This window comes from Geodermatophilus marinus, assembly GCF_003428645.1.
GTDB lineage: Bacteria > Actinomycetota > Actinomycetes > Mycobacteriales > Geodermatophilaceae > Geodermatophilus.
This window is the reverse complement of record NZ_QVQH01000023.1, coordinates 11897-29804: the sequence shown is the minus strand read 5'-3', so window position 1 is coordinate 29804 and position 17908 is coordinate 11897. Positions and strand designations below refer to the sequence as shown.

The following is a 17908-nucleotide window of genomic DNA, read 5'->3' as shown; positions in this document are numbered from 1 at the left end:
GCGGTGGCACACTCGTCCGGGGGCCGAGGACGAGGGGGTGCCGTGTACGGAGGCAGTGGATTCGCGCCGCTGGGTCTCATCATCGCCTTCGCCGTGCTTCTCGGGCTGGCGCTGTTCCTGCGCTGGGCCTTCGGCCCGGGCTCGCAGCACCGGCCACGGACCGACGACGGCCTGCTCGTCCGGATCGCCACGTTCCCGCGCCGGGAGTCGGCCCTGGCGCTGCGCGCGGTGCTCTCCGACGCGGGGATCCGCTCGACGATCCGCACCCCCGCGCCGCTGCACCAGGAGGTCTTCGTGTTCCCCGAGGACCTCGCCCGGGCGCGGCAGCTGGCCGCCTCCTTCCCCGGCGGCTGACGGCTTCCCCGGCGGCTGACGGAGGCCCTCGCGCCCTGCGCGAGGGCCTAGTCGGGGCGCTGCACCCGCTCGACCCGCGCCCCCAACCCGCTCAGCTGGGCGACGAGGTCGGGGTAGCCGCGGTCGACGTGGTGCACGTCCTGCACCTCGGTCACCCCGTCGGAGACCAGGCCGGCCAGGATCAGCCCGGCGCCCGCGCGGATGTCGGTGGCCAGCACCGGGGCGCTGGAGAGCCGCTCCCGGCCGCGGACGACGGCGTGGTGGCCGTCGATGCGCACCGAGGCGCCGAGCCGCACCAGCTCGTTGACGAACATGAACCGGCCCTCGAACACGTTCTCCGTGATCAGCGCGGTGCCGGTCGAGACGGCGGCCAGCGCGACCGCCATCGGCTGCAGGTCCGTGGGGAACCCCGGGTAGGGCAGCGTGACGATGTCGACACAGCGCGGCCGGTCGTCCATCGCGACCCGCAGCCCGCCGTCGACCGGCTCGACGTGCGCGCCGGCGTCGGTGAGCTTGGCCAGGGCCACCGTCAGGTGGTCGGGGACGGCCCGCTCGATCACGACGTCCCCGCGGGTCATCACCGCGCCGATGGCCCACGTGCCGGCCACGATGCGGTCCGGGACGGTCGTGTAGGTGACCGGCCGCAGCTCCTCGACGCCCTCGACGGTGATCGTCGAGGTCCCGGCCCCCTCGATGCGGGCGCCCATCGCGCTGAGCATCGAGCACAGGTCGACGATCTCGGGCTCCCGGGCGGCGTTGTCGACGACCGTGGTGCCGTCGGCGAGGACGGCGGCCATGACCAGGTTCTCCGTCGCCCCCACGGAGGGGAAGTCCAGCCACAGCGAGGTGCCGGTCAGCTTCGGGGCGGTGGCGACGAGGAAGCCGTGCTCGCTGTCGATCGTGGCGCCGAGCCGTTCGAGCCCGGAGATGTGCATGTCCAGCCCGCGCGACCCGATCGCGTCCCCGCCGGGCAGCGCCACCCGCGCCGAGCCGCAGCGGGCCACCAGCGGCCCCAGCACGCTGATCGACGCCCGCATCTTGCGGACCAGGTCGTAGTCGGTCTCCGTGCTGGGCTCCTCCGGGACGTCGACGACCACCCGGCCGCCGCCCCCACCGGTCCCGTACCGCTCGTAGGTGACACCGCAGCCCAGGCGGCGCAGCACCTCGCTCATGATGGCGACGTCGAGGATGTCGGGGACCTCGTCCAGCGTCGTCCGCCCGGACGCGAGCAGTGCCGCCGCCATGAGCTTGAGGGCGCTGTTCTTGGCGCCGGTGACCCGCACCCGGCCGGAGAGGGCCGTGCCGCCGGTGACCTCGAAGCAGTCCACCGGCCCACCCTACGAGGCCCCGCTGCAGGGCCCCGCCGCGAGCCTGCGAGCGGTCGTACGGCCTCGGTCCAGGGTCCCGCCGCGAGCCCGCGAGCGGTGGGGGGAACCGCGGTCCTTCTAGGCTCGCGGGCATGACCGTCCGGCTGACCCGCATCTACACGAAGACCGGTGACGCCGGCGAGACGCACCTCGGCGACATGAGCCGGGTGACGAAGACCGACCCGCGGCTGGTCGCCTACGCCGACGTCGACGAGGCCAACAGCGTGCTCGGCCTGGCGCTGGCCCTGGGCTCCCCCACCGACGAGCTGGTGGGGCTGCTGCGCAGCGTGCAGAACGACCTCTTCGACGTCGGCGCCGACCTGTGCACCCCCGTGGTGGTCGACCCGGCCTTCCCGCCGCTGCGGGTCACCGAGGCCTACACCGAGCGGCTCGAGGCCGCCTGCGACCGGTACAACGAGACGCTGCCGAAGCTGACCAGCTTCATCCTGCCCGGGGGGACGCCGCTGGCCGCCCTGCTGCACCAGGCCCGGGTGGTCACCCGCCGGGCCGAACGCAGCGTGTGGGCCCTGGTGGCCGCCGACGCGGACGGCACCAACGTCGAGACCGCGCGCTACCTCAACCGGCTGTCGGACCTGCTGTTCATCCTCGCCCGGGTGGCCAACCCGGGCGGCGACTTGCTGTGGGAGCCCGGCGCGCACAGCGGGGTGCACGCCCAGCGCGCCGCCCGCGAGGCCACCGAGGGCTGAGCGCCGGCCCCTCCCGGGCACCGCCCCGAGCCTGCGAGGGGTGGGGAGGAGGCGGCCCCCTCCCGGGCACCGCCCCGAGCCTGCGAGGGGTGGGGAGGAGGCGGCCCCCTCCCGGGCACCGCCCCGAGCCTGCGAGGGGTGGGGAGGAGGGGGTCCCCTCCCGGGCACCGCCCCGAGCCTGCGAGGGGTGGGGAGGAGGGGGTCCTTGCTTCAGCCTCGATCCACCGCCGGAATGGTGAGCGGTTGAAAGGTGTGACTACGCGGATGCCCTTCTGAGCAGGGAGGATCTGGCTTGTCTAGGGCTTGATCCATCCGCGCAGAAGGGCATCCGCTGGATGCGACTGTCTCACGGCTCACCGGCGCTGTCGGCGTCGTTCGATGACCCCAACCTCGTGTCGGTCGGCGGGCTGGCTCCGGTGCTCGCGCTCGCGCAGTCCTGCCAGCTGGGTGACCTGGTCGCCGAGAAGCTGACGCTCAAGGCCATCGGCGGGGTGAACGCGGCGATCAAGGTGCCGGCGCTGGTGGCCGGGATGGTCGCCGGCGCGGACTCGATCACCGACATGGATCTGCTGCGCCACGGCGGCATGGGCCGGTTGTTCACCGGGATCCGGGCCCCGTCGACGCTGGGCACGTTCCTGCGGGCGTTCACCTTCGGCCACGTCCGCCAGCTGGACTCGATCGCCGCGGCGCTGTTGACGTCGCTGGTCGCGGCCACGCCGTTGCTGCCCGGCGCCAACCGGGTCACCTTCCTGGACCTGGACGACACGATGCGCCAGACCCACGGCTACGCCAAGCAGGGCGCCGGCTACGGCTACACCAAGATCAAAGGGTTGAACGCGCTGTTGGCCACCATCTCCACCCCGACCGCGGCGCCGGTGATCGGCGCCGCCCGGCTGCGGCGGGGGGCGGTCAAGTCCGCCCGCGGCGCGCAGCACCTGGTGGCCGAGGCGCTGGGCACCGCCCGGGCGGTCGGCGCCGGCGGCCCGGACCGCAGCGGGCTGGTGCTGCTGCGCGGGGACTCGGCGTTCTACGGCCACGCCGTCATCGCCGCCGCCCGCCGCGGCGGGGCCCGGTTCTCGATCACCGCGCGGATGGACGCCGCGGTGCGCAAGGCGATCGCCGCCATCGACCCCGAGGCCTGGACGCCGATCCGCTATCCGCAGGCGGTCTGGGACGAGCAAGAGCAGTGCTGGATCTCCGACGCCGAGGTCGCCGAGACCTCGTTCACCGCGTTCACCTCCCGCCGCAAGGCCGATCATGTGACCGCGCGGCTGATCGTCCGCCGGGTCCGCCGGCTCAACCCCGCCTCGGTGCCGACCGGGCAGGGCGAGCTGTTCGCCGCCCACCGCCACCACGCGGTGTTCACCGACTCACCCGAGCCGATGCTCGCCGCCGAGACCACCCACCGGCAGCACGCGGTCATCGAGCAGGTCCACGCCGACCTCAAGGCCGGGCCGCTGGCCCACCTGCCGTCGGGGTCGTTCGCCGCGAACTCCGCCTGGCTGGTGCTCGCCGCAATGGCGTTCAACCTCACCCGCGCCGCCGGCGCCCTGGCCTCGGCCTTCCACGCGAAGGCGACCACCGGCACCATCCGCGCCCAGCTGATCGCCGTGCCGGCGCGACTCGCCCGCTCCGCCCGCCGGCTGCGCCTGCACCTGCCCCGCGACTGGCCCTGGGAACACGCCTGGACTCAGCTGTTCGACGCCACCGGCGGACCACCAGCAGCGGCCTGACCCGACCACCGCCCACCGGGCCCGACCGGAGACGACAGTGGAACAGCCGGACCGACCGGCGGCTGTTCCACGCCCGGATCAGACAACCAAGATCACCTCAGCGCTCCACCGACCCCACCAAGATCGACGGTGGATCGAGGTTCAGCGGATCGGCGGCGCGGACTCCACCCAGGACAGGAAGCCGGTCACCGTCGAGGGCTCCATGGCCAGCTCCCGCGGGCCCGCGGCCGTGGCGCAGCTGAGGACGACGAGGTCGGCGGGCAGCGCGGCGTCGTCGGCGTCCGCCGGTCGCCGGCCCTCGACCCGGAACTCGGCGCGGCACAGCCGCTGCTGGGGGCGCACCGAGAGGGAGAGGGCCCGGTACCAGAGCAGCGCGTCACCGCCGTACCAGGCCACGCCCAGCGACCAGCGCGGGGACCCGGCGGGGCGCAGCCACATGGTGACCGCGCCGAGCCCGGAGAGCAGGAACCGCCGGCGCAGCAGGAAGGCGACCACGACGGTCACCACGACGGTGACGCCCAGCACCAGCCAGACGGTCGTCACGCCGCGGCCCGGTGCTGCATCGGGAGGAGCCGGTCCCCGGGCTCAGGCGTCCTGACCGGCGGCGCGCAGGCGCCCCTGTGCACGGCGGGCGGCGGCCAGGGACTCCGCGTCGTCACCGCCCTCGGCGCGGCGCAGGGCCTCGCGGGCCCGCTCGACGTCGATCTCCGAGGCGATCTCCGCGGTCTCGGCCAGGATCGAGACGCCCCGGTCGGTGACCGAGAGGAAGCCGCCGTGCGCGGCCACCACGAGGTCCTCGCCCTCCGTGGTGCGGATGGTCACGACCCCGCCGGGGGCCAGCTCGCCCAGCAGCGGCGCGTGCCCGGGCAACACCCCCAGCTCGCCCTCCGTCGTCCGTGCGATGACCATGCTGGCCTCGCCGGACCAGATCATCCGCTCCACGGCCACCAACTCGACCTGCAGGGTCGCCACGACACTCCTCGGGGTCCGGACGGGACGGTGCTCGGGTCACCGGCGTCCCGGAGGACACGGCGACGGATCGGACCCACTGTAACCGGCGCCCCCGGCCGGCCCCGCGCCACTCGGACGGGTGACCTGCCGGCCTGGAGGGTCAGTGCGCCCGGCGGTAGAGCAGGGTCCAGCGGCCGACCCGCAGCCACGGTCGGCGGACGGTGGACGACGGGGCCCACTCCTCGGTCACGTACTGGCGGCCCTCGACGTAGGGGATGCCGGCCGACGGAGGCCAGCTCCAGTCGAGGTCCCTGCGCGCCCCCGCAACACCGTCCACCGTGGTCTCCCTGCCCGACCTCTGCTGGCCACTTCTGCACCACGAGTCACATCGGTCACGAGCATCCCGCTCTTGAGCCGACGTGACCAGTCCCGTGGCCGCATCGTGATACCCGCGTGCCCCGGATCCAGACATGGCGACGGGCGTGGGCCCGGGCACGGCAACGGCCGGGCTCCCGTGACGGGAGCCCGGCCGCAGTGACGCCGGGCGGCCACCCTTCAGGGTCCCGCGCCGAGCGGAGCGAGGCGCGGGGGAAGGGTGGTCCTCTACTTCTTGAGCTTGTCCGCGTTGCGCTCGAGGTCCTCGAGCCCGCCGCACATGAAGAAGGCCTGCTCCGGCACGTGGTCGTAGTCGCCCTCGGTCAGCGCCTTGAACGCCTGCAGCGTCTCCGTCAGCGGGACGAACGAGCCCGGCTGCCCGGTGAACGCCTCGGCCACGAACATGTTCTGCGAGAGGAAACGCTCGATGCGCCGGGCCCGGTTGACCGTGACCTTGTCCTCCTCGGAGAGCTCGTCGATGCCGAGGATCGCGATGATGTCCTGCAGCTCCTGGTAGCGCTGCAGGATCCGCTTCACCTCCGAGGCGATCGCGTAGTGCTCCTGGCCCACGTACTGCGGGTCGAGGATCCGGCTGGTGGAGTCCAGCGGGTCGACGGCCGGGTAGATGCCCTTCTCCGAGATCGGGCGCGAGAGGTTGGTCGTCGCGTCCAGGTGGGCGAAGGTCGTGTGCGGCGCCGGGTCGGTGATGTCGTCGGCGGGCACGTAGATGGCCTGCATCGAGGTGATGGACCGGCCCCGGGTGGAGGTGATCCGCTCCTGCAGCTGACCCATCTCGTCGGCGAGGGTCGGCTGGTAGCCCACCGCGGAGGGCATGCGGCCGAGCAGCGTGGAGACCTCGGACCCGGCCTGGGTGAACCGGAAGATGTTGTCGATGAAGAGCAGCACGTCCTGGTTCTGCTCGTCGCGGAAGTACTCCGCCATCGTCAGCGCGGAGAGCGCGACCCGCAGCCGGGTGCCCGGCGGCTCGTCCATCTGGCCGAAGACCAGCGCGGTGGACTCGATGACGCCGGACTCGGTCATCTCGGTGATGAGGTCGTTGCCCTCACGGGTGCGCTCGCCGACGCCGGCGAACACCGACACGCCGCCGAACTCCTGGGCGACCCGGCGGATCATCTCCTGGATGAGCACGGTCTTGCCCACGCCGGCCCCGCCGAACAGGCCGATCTTCCCGCCGGCCACGTACGGCGTGAGCAGGTCGATCACCTTGATGCCGGTCTCGAGCATCTCGGTGCGGCCCTCGAGCTGGTCGAACCGCGGCGCGTGCCGGTGGATCTCCCAGTGCGGCGCGTCCTCGCCCCAGCCGGGCTTGTCCAGGCAGTCGCCGAGGGCGTTGAAGACGTGCCCCTTGGTGACGTCCCCGACCGGCACCGAGATGGCCGAGCCGGTGTCGGTCACCTCGGCGCCGCGCACCAGGCCGTCGGTCGGCTGCATCGAGATGGTGCGGACCACGTTGTCCCCCAGGTGCTGGGCGACCTCGAGGGTCATGGTCTTGCCCAGGTCGGCGAGGGTGACCTCGACCTTCAGGGCGTTGTACAGGTCGGGCATCGCGTCGCGCGGGAACTCGACGTCGACGACCGGCCCGGTGACCCGGACGACGCGGCCGGTCGTCTGGGTGGTCGGACGGTCCTCGGTGACGGTCATCTGTACTGCTCTCCTGCCCTCGGGCTCGCTTGCTCGCGTGTGCATGGTCCCCGCCGCGGGGCGGGGAGGGGGTCAGTCGCCGGCGCCGGCGGCCACGAGCGCGTCGGCGCCGCCGACGATCTCGCTGATCTCCTGGGTGATGTCGGCCTGGCGGATCTGGTTGGCCTGCCGGGAGAGGTTCTTCGCCAGCTCCTCGGCGTTGTCCGACGCCGACTTCATCGCCCGCCGCCGCGACGCCGACTCCGAGGCCGCGGCCTCGAGCATCGCCGCGTAGATGCGGGTGGTCACGTACTTCGGCAGCAGCGCGTCCAGCAGCGCGTCGGGCGAGGGCTCGAACTCGTAGGACGTCGGGACGCCGGTGTCACCGCCGGTGACCCCGTGCTCGCGGTCCTCCCGCTCGTAGTCGAACTCCTCGACCTCCTCGACCTCCAGCGGGGCCATCCGCCGGGCGACCGGGACCTGCGCCAGCAGCGACCGGAACTCGGTGTAGACGATGTGCAGCTCGTCCACGCCGAGCACGCCGTCGGCGCCCGCGCCGTCCCCCTCGTCGTCCAGGCCTGCCGTGAAGGCGGCGATGAGCTCCTCCCCCACCCGCTGGGCGTCGGGGTAGGACGGCTGCTCGGAGAAGCCGGTGAAGGTGTCCACCATCGGCCGGTCGCGGAAGGAGTAGTAGGTCTCCCCCTTCCGGCCGACGACGTAGAGCAGCGGCTCCTTGCCCTCCTGCCGCAGTAGGGAGAGCAGCTCCTCGGTGCGCCGCAGGACGTTGACGTTGTAGGAGCCGGCGAACCCGCGGTCGGAGGTGATGACGAGCACCGCCGCCCGGCGCGGGTTCTCCCGCTCGGTCAGCAGCGGGTGGTCCAGCGACGCCGAGCCGGCCAGCGCGGAGAGCACCCGGGTGATCTCCCGCGCGTAGGGCTTGGACGCCTCCACCCGGGCCTGGGCGCGCACGATGCGGGCACCGGCGATCAGCTCCTGGGCCGAGAAGATCTTCTTCGTCGACTGCGTGGAGCGGATGCGGCGCCGCAGCGCGCGGAGGTTGCCGGCCACGTCAGGCGCTCCGCTTGACCTGGACGCGCTCCTGGCCGCGCTCGGACGCGTCCATGGCCTCGGCCTCGGGCTCGTTGACCCGCAGCGTGCCGCCGTCGGAGAGCTGGAACTGGCCGTAGAACTCCTCGACGGCCGCCTCGAGCCCGCGGACGGCGTCGTCGCCGAGCGCCTTGCTCTGCCGGATCCCGTCGTAGACGCCGTTGTGGCTGCGGCCGACGAAGTCGAGGAACTCCTGCTCGAAGCGACGGACCTCGGGCACCGGCACGCGGTCGAGCTTGCCGGTGGTGCCCAGCCAGATCGAGACGACCTCGCGCTCCACCGGGTAGGGCTGGTACTGGCCCTGCTTGAGCAGCTCCACCAGCCGCTGCCCGCGCTCGAGCGTCGCCCGGCTGGAGGCGTCCAGGTCGGAGGAGAACGACGCGAAGGCCTCGAGCTCGCGGTACTGCGCGAGGTCCAGCCGGAGCCGGCCGGCGACCGACTTCATGGCCTTGATCTGCGCGGAGCCACCGACGCGGGACACCGAGATGCCGACGTTGATGGCCGGGCGGACACCGGAGTTGAACAGACCGGTCTCGAGGAAGATCTGCCCGTCGGTGATGGAGATGACGTTGGTCGGGATGTAGGCCGACACGTCGTTGCCCTTGGTCTCGATGAGCGGCAGGCCGGTCATCGAGCCCGCGCCGAGCTCGTCGGAGAGCTTGGCGCAGCGCTCCAGCAGCCGGGAGTGGAGGTAGAAGACGTCGCCCGGGTAGGCCTCGCGGCCCGGCGGGCGGCGCAGCAGCAGGGAGACCGCGCGGTAGGCCTCGGCCTGCTTGGACAGGTCGTCGAACACGATGAGGACGTGCTTGCCCTCGTACATCCAGTGCTGGCCGATGGCCGACCCGGTGTAGGGGGCGATGTACTTGAAGCCGGCGGCCTCGGACGCGGGGGCGGCGACGATGGTGGTGTACTCCATCGCGCCGGCCTCCTCGAGCGAGGCGCGGATGGCGGCGATGGTCGAGCCCTTCTGACCGACCGCGACGTAGATGCAGCGCACCTGCTGGGACGGGTCCCCGGTGGCCCAGGCCGTCTTCTGGTTGATGATCGTGTCGGTGACGATCGCGGTCTTGCCGGTCTGCCGGTCACCGATGACCAGCTGCCGCTGGCCGCGGCCGATCGGGGTCATGGCGTCGATGGCCTTGATGCCGGTCTGCATCGGCTCGTGCACCGACTGCCGCTGCACGACGGTGGGCGCCTGCAGCTCCAGCGCGCGGCGCCCGGTGGTCTCGATCGGGCCGGCCCCGTCGATGGGGTTGCCCAGCGGGTCCACGACCCGGCCGAGGTAGCCGTCGCCGACCGGCACGGAGAGGACCTCCCCGGTGCGGCGGACCTGCTGGCCCTCCTCGATGCCGGCGAAGTCACCGAGGATGACGACCCCGACCTCGCGCACGTCGAGGTTCAGCGCCAGGCCGCGCACGCCGCTCTCGAACTCGAGCAGCTCGTTGGTCATGACCGAGGGCAGGCCCTCGACGCGGGCGATGCCGTCACCGGCCTCGGTGACGATCCCGACCTCCTCCCGGGAGACGTCCGGGGAGTATCCGGTGACGTAGTTCTGGATGGCACTGCGGATCTCGTCGGCGGAGATCGTCAGCTCGGCCATGTGTGGGTCCTCTTCCCTGCGGGTGCGGTCGGTGTGGGAGGCGGTCAGCCGGCGAACCGGCGTCCGGCGGCCTCGAGTCGGTGGGCGACGCTGCCGTCGATGACCTCGTCACCGACGCGGATGACCAGCCCGCCGAGGACGGCGGGGTCGACGGTCACCTGCAGCCCCATCTGCCGGCCGTAGATGCGGCCGAGCACGTCGGCGAGCCGCCGCTCCTGCGCCGGGGTGAGCGCCACGGCGGTCGTCACGTAGGCGACCGAGCGCCCGCGCCGGCGGGACGCGGTCTCGGAGAGCCGCTCGACGACGACCTCCGCGGTGCCCGCCGACCGGGAGGTCAGGCGGTTGCGCAGCAGCAGCCCGGTGACCGGGGTCGTGCGCCCGTGCAGCAGCTCGTCGACGAGGGAGGCCTTGCCCTCGGCCGGCGCGGTCCGGTCGCCGAGGATCCGGGAGAGCCGGGGGTCGCCGGCGACGATCCGGCCGAACCGGAACAGCTCGTCCTCCACGTCCTCCAGCTGGCCCCGGCTCTCGGCCGACTCCAGCGCGGCCTCGGTGGCCAGCGACTCGGTCGCCTCGACCAGGTCCAGCGGCCGTGACCAGCGCTGCCGGGCCACCGTCTCGACGAGGTCGAGCGCGGTGTCCGACACCCGGCCGCCCAGCAGCCGGCGGACGACGCCGGCGCGGTCGGCCGGGGTGACCGCCGGGTCGGACAGGGCCCGGCGCAGCGACACGTGCCCGTCGAGCAGGCGCGCCACCGAGAAGAGCTCCTCGGCCAGGCCGAACAGCGCGTCATCGGTGACCGCCCGCGACGGCTGGCCGGTGAGCCGGTCGCGGGTCCGCTCGACCAGGCCCGACGCCGGCCGCGTCAGCTCGTCCAGGCGCTCGCGCGCCTGGGCGAGCGCCGCGCGGCTGGAGGCGTCCATCAGCGACCGCCCTCCGGGGCGTACACGGAGCTGCCGGTCCGGCCGTCCGGCGAGCCGCCGGCGGCCATCCCGTCCAGCTGGTCGAGGAAGCGGTCGACGGTCCCCCGTCGCCGCGCCTCGTCCTCGAGGGACTCGCCCACGACGCGGCCGGCCAGCGTGACCGCCAGCGCGCCGATCTGCCCGCGCAGCTCGTTGACCACCGACTGCCGGGAGGCGGCCAGCTGCTCCTCGCCGCGGGCGACGATGCGGGCCGACTCCTCCTGGGCCTGGGTGCGCAACTCCTCGAGGATCTGCTGCCCCTCCGCCCGCGCCTGGTCGCGGATCTGCGCGGCCTCGGTGCGGGCCTCGGCCAGCTGCGCGCGGTACTGCTCCAGCGCCGCCTTGGCCTCGGCCTGCATGGCCTCGGCCCGCTCGATGCCACCCTCGATGGCCTCCCGGCGGGCCCGGAAGACCTGCTCGAAGCGCGGCGCGACGAACTTGAACATCACCAGCAGCACGATCGCGAAGGCGATCAGGCCGATGATGATCTCGCCCACCGGCGGGATGAGCGGGTTGGGGCTCTCCGCAGCGAGGATGCTCATGGTCTCAGTGTCCCTGTCTGGAGTCGGAACCCGTACCCGGAGGTACGGATCAGGTGCCGAAGACGAAGGGGACGACGAAGCCGATCAGCGCCAGCGCCTCGGAGAGGGCGAACCCGAGGAAGGCGTAGGTGCGGGTCAGGCCGGCGGACTCGGGCTGCCGGGCGGTCGCCTGGATGTAGGCGGCCCAGACGATGCCGACACCGATGCCGGGGCCGATGGCGGCGAGGCCGTAGCCGACCGAGCCGATGCTGCCGGTCAGTTCTGCCAGAACGTCCATGCGGGGTCTTTCCTCCTGTGTCGTCGCCCGGCGGGCGCCGGGCGGCTTGCGGGGGGTCGTGCGGTGGTGCAGGTGCGGGGAGCGGGGGGAGCCGCTCGGAGCGAGAGGCTCAGTGCTCGGCCTCGATCGACCCGTTGAGGTAGGTCCCCATCAGGACGGTGAAGACGTAGGCCTGCAGGAAGATGACGAGCAGCTCGAAGAAGGTCATCACGATCGCCATGAGCGCCGAGATGGGCCCGAAGACGGCCGAGAAGTTCCCCACCGTGAAGAGGTAGGTCGCGCCGAGGGCGAAGACGACGAGCAGCATGTGGCCGGCGAACATGTTCGCGAAGAGCCGCACCGCCAGGGTGAACGGCCGCACGACGAAGTTCTGCAGGATCTCGATCGGCGTCACCAGGACGTACATCGGCTTGGGCACGCCCGGCAGGAACAGGATGTCCTTGAAGTAGCGCCCGGCGCCCTGCTCGCGGATGCCGATGTAGATGTAGAGGACCCAGCAGATCGCGGCCAGCACCAGGGGGAAGGCGAACTTCGACATCGGCGAGATCTGCGCGAACGGGATGATCGCCATCAGGTTGTTCGCGAGGATGAAGAAGAAGAGCGAGGCCAGGAACGGGGCGAAGGGCAGACCCCTCGGGCCGACGACGTCCCGGGCCACGCCGTCCCGGATGAGCGAGTAGCCGGACTCGCCGACGAACTGCAGCTTCCCGGGGACGATCGAGGGCTTGCGCACCGAGGCCACCAGGAAAGCGATCATCGCCAGCGTCGCGACCCAGAGGATGATCGTGATCCGGGTGATCTCGAAGTCCACGCCGAGGAGCGAGAAGGTGGCCACCGGCTCCGGGTAGAACTCACCGAGTCCCGGGGCGACGAAGCCGCCGCCGGGGTCGCTCTCGACAGCGAGCACGCTGCCGCGCTCGAGGGCGCTGGAGGTCACCGTTGTCCCTTCTGCGTCCTGGGCCGGCTCGGTCGGCCGCCCTGGGTGGTACGGGTGGGCCGCTTCCCCGCCGGGGGCGGGTCGACGGCGCCGTAGCGGGCCACCACCAGGTAGATGGCGACCGCCATGCCGAGGATGATGCCGACCGGGAAGAACGCTCGCGCGTCGAGCCACCGGTCGAGCAGCCAACCGGCCCCGCCCCACACGGCCATCCCCGAGATCATCGTCCCGATGACGGCCCACCCGGTGTCGGTGCCACTGCCCCGACGTGACGGGCTCGCAGGTCGAGGCCGAGCGTCCCCGTGCGGGGGCAGGTCCTCGGCCATCGGCCCGGACACTATCAGCCGCGTTCCGGGGGCCCCGTCGGGTCCACGCGTCCGGGTGACGTCGCGGGCGGGCGGGGCGGGGCGGGCGGGGGGACGTAGTACAGCTGCCGGGTCCAGACCCACCGCAGGTGCACGCCGCTCCACACCAACGCCCCGACGACGACGGTCCACGCGAGCGTGAGCCGGTCCAGCCAGCCCTCCTCCGGCAGCGCGTCGAGCACCGCGAAGAGGACCAGGGCCTTGACGAAGAAGGCGCCGAGGGCGGCCGGCAGCGTGAAGGCGTCGTTGATCCGGCCGGCCCACGCGACCGCGACGCCGGAGACGACGAAGAACGCGGTGACGACCACGGCGCCCAGCAGCACCCCCACGGCCGCGTCCCACCCGGCCAGGAGGCCGGTGACCGGCGCGGCCACGGCGGTGAGGGCGGCGGTGACCAGCGCACCGACGCGGAGGAAGGAGAGGTCCCAGGGGGCCTCGGAGGTCGGGTTCATCGGACTCCCTGCCCGGCGCCGGCGGCCCGCGGCGCGGACCCGGCGGCCGGGTCGGCCGGTGGTCGTCGTCCGGCGCGGACGGCCCGCGCCGTGGGGTGGTCGGCGCGGCTGCGTTCCCGCTGCGCCGCGATCTCGGAGGCGCGCGCCTCCCGGGCGGCCCGCCGGGTGCGCGGGGCCAGCACCACCACGACCCCGACGACCAAGAGCGCGCCGATGGCGGCCAGCAGCTCCGCCCGCCCCCCGGTGATGGACAGCCCGACGGCCCCCGAGGAGAGCAGTGCGGCCCAGAAGTACATGACCAGCACCGCGCGCCGGTGCGAGTGGCCGATGGCCAGCAGCCGGTGGTGCAGGTGCATCTTGTCCGGCGCGAACGGCGAGCGGCCGCGCAGGCTGCGGCGGACGACGGCCAGGACCAGGTCGATGAACGGGATGGAGAGGACCGCGATCGGCACCAGCAGCGGCAGCGCCAGCGGCAGCAGGCTGGCCGCGGAGTCGAACGACTGCGGGTCCACCCCCCCGCTGGCGCTCACCGCGGCGGCGGACAGCATGAGGCCGACGAGCATCGAGCCGGAGTCGCCCATGAAGATCCGCGCCGGGCTGAAGTTGTGCGGCAGGAAGCCCAGGCAGGCGCCGGCCAGCACGGCGGTGATCAGCGCCGGGGCGCTGGCCACGTCGTCGTAGCCGACGAGGCCGAGGTGGTAGCTGTAGGCGAAGAAGGCCAGCGCGGCGATCGCGGAGACGCCCGCGGCCAGCCCGTCGAGGCCGTCGATGAAGTTGAGCGCGTTGACCGTGAGGACGGTCAGCAGGATCGTCAGCGGCACACCGATGTCGGGGCCCAGCGACAGCGTGCCGATGTCGGCCACCGGCAGGAAGACGAAGGCCAGCTGGACGCCGAGCAGCACCATGACGCCCGCGGCGGCGATCTGACCGGTGAGCTTCGTCAGCGCGTCGAGGCCGAACTTGTCGTCGAGCACCCCGAGCGCGCAGATCAGGCCGCCGGCGACGAGCACCGCGGCGGTCTGCGAGTCCTCGAAGGTGCGCTGCAGCGCCGGCAACCGGCTGGCGACGAGCACCGCCGCGGTCACGCCGAGGTACATCGCCACGCCACCGCCCCGGGGGGTGGGGATGACGTGCACGTCCCGCTCCCGGGGTGCGGCCATCATGCGCAGCCGGACCGCGAGCACCCGGACCACCGGGGTGGACAGGAAGGTGACCAGCGCGGCGGTGAGCAGGACGACGACGTACTCACGCATCGGTCAGCCCGCGCGTCGTCCGGGGTGCGCGCCGGTGCAGGGGACGGTCACGGGTGCGCTCCATGGGACGGCGGACGGGGACCGGACGGCAGGCGCCCCCGGACGTTCCCCCCACGGTATCGCCCCGGGGGCCGCCCCACCGGCAGCCGCGTCCCGCGGCCCCTCTCCGGCCCCACCCGCACCGGCCAGAGGTCGGGTTGCGACCCCTCAGCTACTCGGTGATCTCCTGCACGACCTCGCGCAGCGCGTCGACCGGGACCGCGCCCACCCTGAGCACGCGCGGGGTGGGGCCGGTGCAGTCGACGATCGTGCTGGCCGCGGTGCCGGTGCGGGGGCCGCCGTCGAGGGCGACCGCGGCCCGTTCGCCGAGCTGGGCGACCGCCTCCTCGGCGGTGGTGGCCGCCGGCCGGCCCGAGCGGTTGGCACTGGAGACGGCCAGCGGGCCGGTGCGGCGGAGCAGGTCCCGGGCCACGTCGTCATCCGGCAGCCGGACGGCCACCGTGCCCTGCGCGTCGCCGAGGTCCCAGGCCAGCGAGGGGGCGTGCTCGACGACGAGGGTCAGCCCCCCGGGCCAGAACGCCTGCGCGAGCGCGGTGGCCACCGGCGGGGTGCGGACGACGAGCCCCGCGAGCGTCGAGGCCTCGCCGATCAGCACCGGAACCGGCATCGTCCGGCCGCGGTTCTTCGCCGCCAGCAGGCGGGTCACCGCCGCGGGGGTGAACGCGTCGGCGGCCACCCCGTAGACGGTGTCGGTGGGCATCAGCACCAGCTCGCCGCGGGAGAGCGCGGCGGACGCGGCGTCCAGGCCCGCGGCGCGCGCCCCGGCGTCGGTGCAGTCGTAGAGGTCGGCCACGGGGCCGGAGTGTGTCATCCCGGGATCGCCGGCCCCGGGCGGCCTCCGGTTCCCGGCCGGGTCCCCTGCGCTCGAAGATGGGAGGTGTCCGAACCACCGAGCTGGTCGTGGCGCCCGGCCACGGCCTGGGCCACCGGCGTCACCGGTGGCCTCGCGCTGCTGGCCGTCGTCTCCGGGGAGCAGGTCGCCGCCGGGCTGGTCGCCGCGCTGTCCAACGGGCTGCTGACGCTGTTCCTCGTCGCGGGTGTGCAGGCCGCGGCCACCGGGCAGCACCGCCGGTGGGTGGTCCCCGCGTCCGCGGCCGCGGCGACCGCCGTCACCGTGCTGGCGCTGCGGCTCGGGGCGTCGCTGGCGGGCGTCGGCGGCCCGATCGGGGACGTACCGGACACCCTCCTCGACGTGGGCTGGCGGACGGCTGTCGTCCTCGTCGTCGTCGCGCTGGCCGAGCGGTGGCGCCGGCCGGACCGGGCCGGGTAGCCGGCTCAGCGCGACGCGCGGACGGCGGTGGTGTACCGGGGCCGGCCGGCGAGGTCGCGGTGGTCGGCGACCTCGACGAAGGAGCCGGCCGCGCGGACGACGGCCGGCAGCGTGCTGCCCTGCTGGTCGGCGTGCTCGATGCCGAGTGCGCCGCCGGGCCGCAGCAGCCGGGCCGCGACGGCCAGCATGCCCCGGACGACCGCCAGACCGTCGGGGCCGCCCCACAGCGCCAGCGGCGGGTCGTGCTCGGCCACCTCCCGGGGGACCCGGGCGCCGTCGGGCACGTACGGCGGGTTGGAGACGACGAGGTCGACGGCGCCGTCGAGGGCCCGCAGCAGCTGCGGGTCGGTCATGTCGCCGGTGAGCACCTCGACGGGGGTGTCCCCCGCGGCCGCGCGGGCGGCGGCGTTGGTCCGCGTCCACTCGGCCGCCACCGGGTCGCGCTCGACCGCCGTGACGCGGGCACCGGGGTGCTCGTGCGCGACCGACAGCGCGATGGCGCCCGACCCCGCGCCCAGGTCGACCACCACGGGTTCCGGGATGCCGGCGAGCCGGTCCAGCGCCCAGCCGACGAGCTGCTCGGTCTCCGGGCGCGGGACGAAGACACCGGGACCCACCGCCAGCTCTAGGTGGCGGAACGGCGCCCGTCCCGTCAGGTGCTGCAGGGGCACCCGCCCGGCGCGCTGGTCGACCAGCGCGGCGAACCGGGCGGCGGCGTCGGCGGGGACGCCGGCCAGGGTGAGCAGCCGGCCGCGGGGCACGCCGAGGGCGTGGGCGAGCAGCAGCTCGGCGTCCACCCGCGGCGACTCGACGCCGGCCTCGGCGAGGCGGCGGGCCGCGTCGGTGAGGAGGGTGCGCGGCGTCAGGAGCCGGCCGCCAGCAGCTCGGCGGTGCGGGCGCGGGTCAGCGCGTCGATGACCGGGTCGAGCTCGCCGTCGAGCACCTGGTCGAGGTTGTGCGCCTTGAAGCCGACCCGGTGGTCGCTGATCCGGTTCTCCGGGAAGTTGTAGGTGCGCACCCGCTCGCTGCGGTCGACCGTGCGCACCTGGCTGCGCCGGGCGTCGCTGGCGGCGGTCGCGGCCTCCTCGCGGGCGGCGGCCAGCAGCCGGGAGCGCAGGATGCGCAGCGCCGACTCGCGGTTCTGCAGCTGGCTCTTCTCGTTCTGGCAGCTCACCACGATGCCGGTGGGCAGGTGGGTGATGCGGACGGCGGAGTCGGTGGTGTTCACGCTCTGCCCGCCGGGGCCGGAGGAGCGGAAGACGTCGATCCGCAGGTCGTTGGGGTCGACCGTGACGTCGACCTCCTCGGCCTCGGGCAGCACCAGGACGCCGGCCGCGGAGGTGTGGATGCGGCCCTGCGACTCGGTGACCGGGACGCGCTGCACCCGGTGCACCCCGCCCTCGAACTTCAGCCGGGACCAGATCCCCTCGGCCGTGCGCGACTTGATGGCCACGGAGACGTCCTTGAACCCGCCCAGCTCGGCGTCGACGGCGTCGATGACCTCGGCCGACCAGCCCCGGCGCTCGGCGTAGCGCAGGTACATGCGCAGCAGGTCGCCGGCGAACAGGGCGGACTCGGCGCCGCCCTCCCCCGCCTTGATCTCGAGGATGACGTCCTTGTCGTCGTCGGGGTCACCGGGCACCAGCAGGGACCGCAGCCGCTCCTCGAGCTCCGGGACGCGCTGCTCCAGGCTCTCGGCCTCGGCGGCGAAGGAGGCGTCCTCGGCGGCCAGCTCACGGGCGGCGGCGAGGTCCGCGCGCACGGTGTCGAGGGTGCGGGCGGTCTCGACGACCGGCGCGAGCTGGGCGTAGCGACGGCCCAGGCGGCGGGCGCGGGCGGGGTCGGCGTGGACGGCCGGGTCGGCGAGCTCGCTCTCGAGGGAGGCGTGCTCGGCCAGCAGCGCGGCCAGCCGGTCGGTGGCGGCGGTCTCGGTGCCGCTGCTCATGGCGTTCCTCCGG

At 73.8% G+C, this 17908-nt stretch carries 21 protein-coding genes; 4 read left to right on the top strand and 17 right to left on the bottom strand.

The genetic code is table 11. The annotated features are described in order from the left end of the window. The first annotated feature begins 42 nt into the window (after positions 1-42). Entirely contained in the window at positions 43-354 is a 312-nt protein-coding gene (locus D0Z06_RS19785) for a hypothetical protein (RefSeq protein WP_117379268.1), read from the top strand. Between the two features lie 47 nt (positions 355-401). Here D0Z06_RS19785 and murA read toward each other — a convergent pair whose 3' ends face one another. Then, a complete protein-coding gene (murA, locus tag D0Z06_RS19780; protein WP_117379267.1) occupies positions 402-1682 on the bottom strand; it encodes a UDP-N-acetylglucosamine 1-carboxyvinyltransferase in 1281 nt (426 codons plus the stop codon). Positions 1683-1813: 131 nt separating this feature from the next. Between murA and D0Z06_RS19775 the strand changes: the two genes are divergently transcribed. Together D0Z06_RS19775 and D0Z06_RS19770 are read left to right on the top strand one after the other, a co-directional pair. After that, positions 1814-2428 (top strand): cob(I)yrinic acid a,c-diamide adenosyltransferase, encoded by a 615-nt coding sequence (locus tag D0Z06_RS19775; protein ID WP_117379266.1) that lies wholly within the window; start codon positions 1814-1816, stop codon positions 2426-2428. A 335-nt stretch (positions 2429-2763) separates the two neighbouring features. Continuing rightward, positions 2764-4161: an IS1380 family transposase gene (locus tag D0Z06_RS19770; RefSeq protein WP_117379265.1), complete on the top strand. Its 1398-nt coding sequence runs from the start codon at positions 2764-2766 to the stop codon at positions 4159-4161. Positions 4162-4302: 141 nt separating this feature from the next. Here the strand turns inward: D0Z06_RS19770 and D0Z06_RS19765 are convergent, their stop codons facing one another. The 14 genes from D0Z06_RS19765 to D0Z06_RS19705 all read right to left on the bottom strand — a co-directional run bounded on the left by D0Z06_RS19765 (position 4303) and on the right by D0Z06_RS19705 (position 15473). Beyond that, positions 4303-4704, bottom strand: a complete 402-nt coding sequence (locus tag D0Z06_RS19765; protein WP_117379264.1) for a DUF2550 domain-containing protein — start codon at positions 4702-4704, stop codon at positions 4303-4305. A gap of 42 nt (positions 4705-4746) precedes the next feature. Then, on the bottom strand, positions 4747-5133 hold the full coding sequence (locus tag D0Z06_RS19760) for a F0F1 ATP synthase subunit epsilon (protein ID WP_117379263.1): 387 nt from the start codon (positions 5131-5133) through the stop codon (positions 4747-4749). 139 nt (positions 5134-5272) lie between these two features. Then, on the bottom strand, positions 5273-5449 hold the full coding sequence (locus tag D0Z06_RS25515; protein ID WP_158580044.1) for a hypothetical protein: 177 nt from the start codon (positions 5447-5449) through the stop codon (positions 5273-5275). Between the two features lie 266 nt (positions 5450-5715). Further along, positions 5716-7149 (bottom strand): F0F1 ATP synthase subunit beta, encoded by a 1434-nt coding sequence (gene atpD, locus D0Z06_RS19755; RefSeq protein ID WP_117379262.1) that lies wholly within the window; start codon positions 7147-7149, stop codon positions 5716-5718. Between the two features lie 72 nt (positions 7150-7221). Further along, positions 7222-8196, bottom strand: a complete 975-nt coding sequence (locus tag D0Z06_RS19750; protein ID WP_117379261.1) for a F0F1 ATP synthase subunit gamma — start codon at positions 8194-8196, stop codon at positions 7222-7224. A 1-nt stretch (position 8197) separates the two neighbouring features. Continuing rightward, positions 8198-9835 carry a F0F1 ATP synthase subunit alpha gene (atpA, locus tag D0Z06_RS19745; protein ID WP_117379260.1) on the bottom strand — a complete coding sequence of 546 codons (1638 nt, stop codon included), beginning with the start codon at positions 9833-9835 and terminating at the stop codon, positions 8198-8200. Positions 9836-9879: 44 nt separating this feature from the next. Further along, entirely contained in the window at positions 9880-10755 is an 876-nt protein-coding gene (locus tag D0Z06_RS19740; protein ID WP_117379259.1) for a F0F1 ATP synthase subunit delta, read from the bottom strand. Continuing rightward, on the bottom strand, positions 10755-11336 hold the full coding sequence (locus tag D0Z06_RS19735; protein ID WP_117379258.1) for a F0F1 ATP synthase subunit B: 582 nt from the start codon (positions 11334-11336) through the stop codon (positions 10755-10757). Before D0Z06_RS19735 ends, D0Z06_RS19740 begins: the two co-directional genes overlap by 1 nt. Positions 11337-11385: 49 nt before the next feature. After that, positions 11386-11613, bottom strand: coding sequence for an ATP synthase F0 subunit C (atpE, locus tag D0Z06_RS19730; RefSeq protein WP_014742489.1), 228 nt, complete (start codon positions 11611-11613; stop codon positions 11386-11388). A 109-nt stretch (positions 11614-11722) separates the two neighbouring features. Further along, positions 11723-12550 (bottom strand): F0F1 ATP synthase subunit A, encoded by an 828-nt coding sequence (atpB, locus tag D0Z06_RS19725; protein ID WP_117379257.1) that lies wholly within the window; start codon positions 12548-12550, stop codon positions 11723-11725. Continuing rightward, positions 12547-12762 (bottom strand): hypothetical protein, encoded by a 216-nt coding sequence (locus D0Z06_RS19720; protein ID WP_233517827.1) that lies wholly within the window; start codon positions 12760-12762, stop codon positions 12547-12549. Before D0Z06_RS19720 ends, atpB begins: the two co-directional genes overlap by 4 nt. A gap of 128 nt (positions 12763-12890) precedes the next feature. Further along, complete coding sequence (locus D0Z06_RS19715) at positions 12891-13367, bottom strand: hypothetical protein (protein ID WP_117379256.1); 477 nt, start codon at positions 13365-13367, stop codon at positions 12891-12893. Then, on the bottom strand, positions 13364-14620 hold the full coding sequence (locus D0Z06_RS19710; protein ID WP_117379255.1) for a glycosyltransferase family 4 protein: 1257 nt from the start codon (positions 14618-14620) through the stop codon (positions 13364-13366). The genes D0Z06_RS19715 and D0Z06_RS19710 overlap by 4 nt, the downstream gene beginning before the upstream one ends. Positions 14621-14831: 211 nt before the next feature. Then, positions 14832-15473, bottom strand: a complete 642-nt coding sequence (locus D0Z06_RS19705; protein ID WP_233517826.1) for an L-threonylcarbamoyladenylate synthase — start codon at positions 15471-15473, stop codon at positions 14832-14834. A gap of 84 nt (positions 15474-15557) precedes the next feature. On the opposite strand from D0Z06_RS19705, the gene D0Z06_RS19700 reads away from it, so the two are divergent. Next, positions 15558-15950 carry a hypothetical protein gene (locus D0Z06_RS19700; RefSeq protein ID WP_117379253.1) on the top strand — a complete coding sequence of 131 codons (393 nt, stop codon included), beginning with the start codon at positions 15558-15560 and terminating at the stop codon, positions 15948-15950. A 5-nt stretch (positions 15951-15955) separates the two neighbouring features. Here the strand turns inward: D0Z06_RS19700 and prmC are convergent, their stop codons facing one another. Next, complete coding sequence (gene prmC, locus D0Z06_RS19695; RefSeq protein ID WP_117379252.1) at positions 15956-16816, bottom strand: peptide chain release factor N(5)-glutamine methyltransferase; 861 nt, start codon at positions 16814-16816, stop codon at positions 15956-15958. Then, positions 16813-17895: a peptide chain release factor 1 gene (gene prfA / locus D0Z06_RS19690; protein ID WP_117379251.1), complete on the bottom strand. Its 1083-nt coding sequence runs from the start codon at positions 17893-17895 to the stop codon at positions 16813-16815. Before prfA ends, prmC begins: the two co-directional genes overlap by 4 nt. Between the last annotated feature and the right edge of the window lie 13 nt (positions 17896-17908).

What these genes read in the sequence shown, in the direction of transcription:
- D0Z06_RS19775 (WP_117379266.1), top strand. Translation starts at nt 1,814, where the DNA reads ATGACCGTCCGGCTGACCCGCATCTACACGAAGACCGGTGACGCCGGC.
- D0Z06_RS19770 (WP_117379265.1), top strand. Translation starts at nt 2,764, where the DNA reads ATGCGACTGTCTCACGGCTCACCGGCGCTGTCGGCGTCGTTCGATGAC.
- atpD (WP_117379262.1), bottom strand. Translation starts at nt 7,149, where the DNA reads ATGACCGTCACCGAGGACCGTCCGACCACCCAGACGACCGGCCGCGTC.
- atpA (WP_117379260.1), bottom strand. Translation starts at nt 9,835, where the DNA reads ATGGCCGAGCTGACGATCTCCGCCGACGAGATCCGCAGTGCCATCCAG.
- D0Z06_RS19740 (WP_117379259.1), bottom strand. Translation starts at nt 10,755, where the DNA reads ATGGACGCCTCCAGCCGCGCGGCGCTCGCCCAGGCGCGCGAGCGCCTG.
- D0Z06_RS19735 (WP_117379258.1), bottom strand. Translation starts at nt 11,336, where the DNA reads ATGAGCATCCTCGCTGCGGAGAGCCCCAACCCGCTCATCCCGCCGGTG.
- atpE (WP_014742489.1), bottom strand. Translation starts at nt 11,613, where the DNA reads ATGGACGTTCTGGCAGAACTGACCGGCAGCATCGGCTCGGTCGGCTAC.
- D0Z06_RS19720 (WP_233517827.1), bottom strand. Translation starts at nt 12,762, where the DNA reads ATGGCCGTGTGGGGCGGGGCCGGTTGGCTGCTCGACCGGTGGCTCGAC.
- D0Z06_RS19715 (WP_117379256.1), bottom strand. Translation starts at nt 13,367, where the DNA reads ATGAACCCGACCTCCGAGGCCCCCTGGGACCTCTCCTTCCTCCGCGTC.
- D0Z06_RS19710 (WP_117379255.1), bottom strand. Translation starts at nt 14,620, where the DNA reads ATGCGTGAGTACGTCGTCGTCCTGCTCACCGCCGCGCTGGTCACCTTC.
- prfA (WP_117379251.1), bottom strand. Translation starts at nt 17,895, where the DNA reads ATGAGCAGCGGCACCGAGACCGCCGCCACCGACCGGCTGGCCGCGCTG.